This window comes from Paraburkholderia elongata, assembly GCF_013177735.1.
GTDB classification, from domain to species: Bacteria; Pseudomonadota; Gammaproteobacteria; order Burkholderiales; family Burkholderiaceae; genus Paraburkholderia; species Paraburkholderia elongata.
Genome location: NZ_WOEZ01000298.1, coordinates 1 through 4,717, shown reverse-complemented (window position 1 = coordinate 4,717; position 4,717 = coordinate 1). Strand labels below are relative to the sequence as shown.

Sequence of the window (4,717 nt, the reverse complement as noted above, 5' to 3'; positions counted from 1 at the left end):
GGATCCTCCGGTTTGGCCTGGAAACTTCGTATTTTCCACGTGGACACATCGATGCCGTTGGCCCGTAAGGATCCACCTCCCTTTGCGCTCACATTCACGGGTGGGACGCGTTCATTTCATTCCCTGCTGCACGTGCTGCCCAGCGGCTTCCATCGCATCCGTCACTACGGACTGCTGGCCAACCCGGTACGCCGCGCCAGTCTCACCAAGGTGCGTGAACTGCTGGACGTCGTGCCTGAGGCCGGCACCCAGCCCGACGATCCCAGGGGTGCTGCCCCTCCGGTCTTCGTCTGCCGGCACTGCGGTGCGCCGATGATCGTCATCGATATCCTCCAGCGGACTGCGCCCATTCGCGCACCACCCGTGCCGCGAGGCGAGACATGAGCGCAACGCTTCCTGGACGTGCAACCCGACCGTCGGCTCTGCGGCAACGCGGCCCACGAGCGGACGCTTGCGCCTGCCGCTTCGCGCAGCCCCTCACACGTCCGCTTCATCATCACGATTGCGCGACTGCACTGCCTCGTCACTGCTCCAGGCCCCATCCAGCATCCCGTCTGACCGTCCATCCTCCAACACCGCCGGGCACCCCGGCCCATCAATCGCCATAGCGTCCAGGAATCCGGCCGCATCGGGGCACTCCGCGGTTTCCTCCATCGAGGCTCGTTCGACGCCTGCCAGCAACGCGCAGTGGCGCACTCACACTCTTGCGGACAATGGCAGGCATCGAACAACCAAACGACAAGCGACGGCACGCTTTTTTGCAAGCGCTGCTCAATTGCCGACAATAAGATGCCTGGCACCTCTGGCAACCCGTCGGCTCAAATGCCCAGCGACTGCGGTGACAGGTTTCCCCCTTTATCGGCAAATCTTTCCGACCCAGAAAACAACCGATCGCGAATAACCAGGTCCGTTGGCTCAGGTATGCTGAGCGCTTTTGCGTAGGTTCCATTCAAGGGGAGAACATGCGGCGCGTCGTATTCAATCAGAAAGGTGGCGTAGGCAAATCGACCATTGTTTGTAACCTGGCGGCAATCAGCGCCGCCGAAGGTCTCCGCACACTGGTCATCGACCTGGATGCTCAGGCGAATTCAAGCCAATACCTGCTCGGCTCGCAGGTTGGCGAGGCCACCCCCACCGTCGCCGGCTTCTTTGAAACCGCGCTCACGTTCAGCTTCAGGCCTGTAGAAGTCACTTCGTTCATTCATCCGACGCCATTTGAGAACCTCGACGTCATGCCAGCTCATCCTGATCTGGACACGTTGCATGGCAAACTGGAATCCCGTTACAAGATCTACAAGTTGCGTGACGCGCTGAACGAGCTCGACATGTACGACGCGATTTATATCGACACGCCGCCTGCGTTGAACTTCTACACACGCTCCGCGCTGATCGCCGCCGAGCGTTGCCTGATTCCGTTCGACTGTGATGACTTCTCCCGTCGCGCGCTTTATACGTTGTTGGAAAACGTGAAGGAGATCCAGCAGGATCACAACGTCGCGCTGGAGGTGGAAGGGATTGTCATCAACCAGTTTCAGCCCCGCGCGAGCCTGCCCCAGAAACTGGTCGATGAGCTTGTCAGTGAGGGCTTGCCGGTGCTGGCTTCACGGCTGTCTTCGTCCGTGAAGATCCGCGAATCGCATCAGCAGGCAATGCCGCTCATTCACCTCGATCCGGGACACAAACTTTCGCAGGAATATCGGGCCTTGCATCGTGAATTGGTCGAATGAGGGGAAACCAGCGGACGGCCGCCCTCGGACTGCTACGGACTTTGGCCCACGCTTTCAAACGGGCGGTGCGATCGGCACACGGTGCCAGGTGTGGGAGGCGCAGATGGACTGTCTGACTGTCTGTTTCGGCGGGCAGGGATTAGACGAACCCTGCGCCGCAGGGTCTCGTCCTTGTTTTCCGTTCGTAGCGAATTAGTGGCCGGTTTTCAGCTGGGCCCACAGGCGGTTTTCCGTAAGCGCGCAATCCAGCGCACGGAATTGATATGCCTTCGCGGTGAGGGATCATGTCTCGCGGCAGCGCGCCGATCGGCGAAGTTCGCGTCAGGGCGCCGGTTGGATCAAGCGGGGTTACGTGCTGCAGCCGCGAGCTTCGCGAAGTTGAAGGGCAGCAGGTCGGTGACATCGGCATCCGGTGCATGCTGCGCAGACGAATACGCCGACGGAAATTGTTCAGCAACTTGTCGCAAGACTCCAGGAAGCACGCGAAGCTAACGCAGAGCGAGACCGTTTGAAGGAAGGCCTTCGTATTGTCGAATCACAGGCAGCCGAAGCGATGCAAGCGAAGCAGCAGGCTGAGGCAACGGTGAAGCCACTGATGGCGAGAGCCGGCGCCGTATCCCACGAACTACTGGCGCAAGCAATAGCTAAATCAGATGAGCGGCGACGCCTTCTCACTGAGGCAAACAACGCTACTACCGCGCTCACAGACGGTGGTGACGGGCTGACACGGCAACAAATCGAGGCCGAAATCAGTTCGGTCGATTTGGCCCAACGACCAGCGCGCGCGAGCTGGACTGGAAGCGCTGGCCACCTTGTCCGAAAAAACACAGGTCGTGTTTCTCAGCCACCACGACCACCTAACGTCCATTGTCCGAGAAGTCTTTGGAAATGCTGTGAATGTGGTCCATCTCGATTCGCACTAACGAAAGCTGTCGACTCAAGCTGCGGCGAATGCGACCTCGCCAAGCGTGGGCATCAGGCGACAGTAACGGTGAGGTATCATCGTCCTCATCACTCACCAAAGGACACCAAATCTGATGTCTGTAGATTCCAGCTGGTTGGGCCAAATTGAACGCGAGTGGGCACAACTTCGCCAGTGCGACCCGTCACTCGACGTGGAAAGGTTCTTCCGGCACGTCGTGTCGGCAAACAAGGTTGGATTTCTTTCACTTGAATCTATCGCGGCTATCGCGAATGGCCTGCTCACAAGCCCGGTGCCGGGCGCGCCTTACCTCGGACGGCGTCTGCTTGAACGGGTTGGCCCTGACCGGCACCCTTCCCTTCGGGTCGCGCTTGCACTGTCTCTTGTCACGGAGACAGGTGGGCCTGCGGATTATGAGGGCGGTCACGTCATTCTGGGCGACGTGCTGAAGGACGATACGGCGAGCGACCCGCTGCGAGGTATGGCGGCAGCAGCTCTCGCAGACAGTGCGCGGCTTGGTCGCGGCATGGACCCCGACCTCGAGATGGCCAAGGATATGTATGCCACGGCCCTGGAGCTTGGACACCGGTCGGCCGCGTACAACCTTGGCTTGTACTGGGAGGGGCACTGGGACAGGAGCGCTCCCGGCGACGTCGTCCCGAACCGCGCAAAGGCGACGCAGGCCTACAAGCGCGGTGGTCCGAATGCAAAATGCGCCGCCCGTCTCGGCGCATTGCGAGCCCGTTAGCGGTCAACCACGCCAATCGCGCATGCCGACGCAACGAAAAGCGAGCTCCGGGGTAGCTCGTTTTAAAACCGAGTAGCTGAGGCCTTCACAGAAAGAGACATGCCATGAATGTGCTTTGCGGGAACACTGGCTAACCAAGACCAGCACCGCCAAAGCTCCATGGCCAAATCCAACTCCGCGTCGCAACGCTCATCGCCAGCACTTCTTGCGCTCAGGGGCCACCCATACCTCTCATCAAACCCGCCCGTCTAGTTAGAAGCCGCTTTGGTCCTGACGGCGCTGGGTTCGCCGGTTTGCTTGAACATCTCGTCCATCAGGTCCTTGACGACGCCATCAGCGTTGGGAAACTGGTGCAAGACGGAGTTCTTCCAGTGTCCGGATGCGATAAGACCGCCGCTTGGCGCCTTGTAAAAGCGGATGTCCATCGAACGCAGGTACATGACGATGTCCCAGAACCAGCTGTCGGTGTAGGTGACGTTCATGTCGGCTTTGTCGCACGCGGGGGCAATCAGCACCGACACGCCGTGGTTTTCCAGGTTGCGCTGGATTGCCGCGTCCATATCAGCCGACCTGCCGCCATGTGCGGTAAAGCACGCCGTAGTCAACGGCGAGCCTTTCAGTTGGGGACCTGCGGTGACGTTTTGTGTCGTAGAACATCCAGACAGGATGACCAGTGCCGCGACGGCGGCGACAGCGGCGACCGGAGTGCGCATTTCATTTTTCCTGTTTGAATGCAAAGACGACACTCTGAATATCGGCAGCTACGTCGCGAACTTGAGCGAACTGGAGGCCTGTCCCGCTCGATGTATCACCGCAGCCTAGAGTCGCTGCAAAAGACGTGAGGTTGCGGCCCGACGCTTATCCAAAACCGGGCTGAGATACCAGGCTATTTGGGTATATTGAACGTCCACGAGCTTCTCGATGCCCATGACCGTTAACCTGAAAGTCCCCTTTGCGACGGATGAGTGCGGGCGCGTTGTGGACATCCGGGACCTTTCGGATAAATGCGCCGGTCCGTTTTCCTGTGCGAGTTGTAAAGGCCGGGTCATTTCGCGAAGAGGGCCTGAGCGGATATGGCATTTCTCGCACACCGCGCAGTCGCACTGCTCGGACTCTGCCGCTTTCGAGAGCGCGCTCCACTTGCTTGCGAAGCAGATTTTGCTCAACTCACGGCTCCTGCGCACCCCAGCTCTTGTCTGTCGGTACTGGCCATCGGCCAGCACGTCCGACATCGTCGTCGCCGAGGAACACGTAAATCGCCGGGACTCTCCCGGACAGCTCGAGCAATGGTTTCAGGGCGTACGACCAGACTTTACGGTT

At 59.6% G+C, this 4,717-nt stretch carries 6 protein-coding genes and 1 pseudogene; 5 read left to right on the top strand and 2 right to left on the bottom strand.

The window, feature by feature from the left end; translation table 11 throughout:
- Nucleotides 1-384 (top strand): transposase (locus GNZ13_RS48125; protein ID WP_236002524.1); only part of this gene is annotated, 384 nt, incomplete at its 5' end.
- Nucleotides 385-477: 93 nt separating this feature from the next.
- On the opposite strand, the gene GNZ13_RS48120 is transcribed toward GNZ13_RS48125, so the two are convergent.
- Entirely contained in the window at nucleotides 478-654 is a 177-nt protein-coding gene (locus tag GNZ13_RS48120; RefSeq protein WP_172178265.1) for a hypothetical protein, read from the bottom strand.
- 308 nt (nucleotides 655-962) lie between these two features.
- Here GNZ13_RS48120 and GNZ13_RS48115 point away from each other — a divergent pair, with 308 nt between their 5' ends.
- The 3 genes and pseudogenes from GNZ13_RS48115 (at nucleotide 963) to GNZ13_RS48110 (ending at nucleotide 3,397) form a co-directional block, all read left to right on the top strand.
- Nucleotides 963-1,727: a ParA family protein gene (locus GNZ13_RS48115; RefSeq protein ID WP_172178263.1), complete on the top strand. Its 765-nt coding sequence runs from the start codon at nucleotides 963-965 to the stop codon at nucleotides 1,725-1,727.
- Between the two features lie 770 nt (nucleotides 1,728-2,497).
- A pseudogene (locus tag GNZ13_RS54705) lies at nucleotides 2,498-2,650 on the top strand (ATP-binding protein); the annotation flags it as partial.
- Nucleotides 2,651-2,764: 114 nt separating this feature from the next.
- Entirely contained in the window at nucleotides 2,765-3,397 is a 633-nt protein-coding gene (locus tag GNZ13_RS48110; RefSeq protein WP_172178261.1) for an SEL1-like repeat protein, read from the top strand.
- Between the two features lie 248 nt (nucleotides 3,398-3,645).
- Here GNZ13_RS48110 and GNZ13_RS48105 read toward each other — a convergent pair whose 3' ends face one another.
- Nucleotides 3,646-4,110: a hypothetical protein gene (locus GNZ13_RS48105; protein ID WP_172178259.1), complete on the bottom strand. Its 465-nt coding sequence runs from the start codon at nucleotides 4,108-4,110 to the stop codon at nucleotides 3,646-3,648.
- A 208-nt stretch (nucleotides 4,111-4,318) separates the two neighbouring features.
- Between GNZ13_RS48105 and GNZ13_RS54535 the strand changes: the two genes are divergently transcribed.
- Nucleotides 4,319-4,717, top strand: a 399-nt coding sequence (locus tag GNZ13_RS54535) for a competence protein CoiA family protein (RefSeq protein ID WP_407945715.1), incomplete at its 3' end; no start/stop codon positions are given.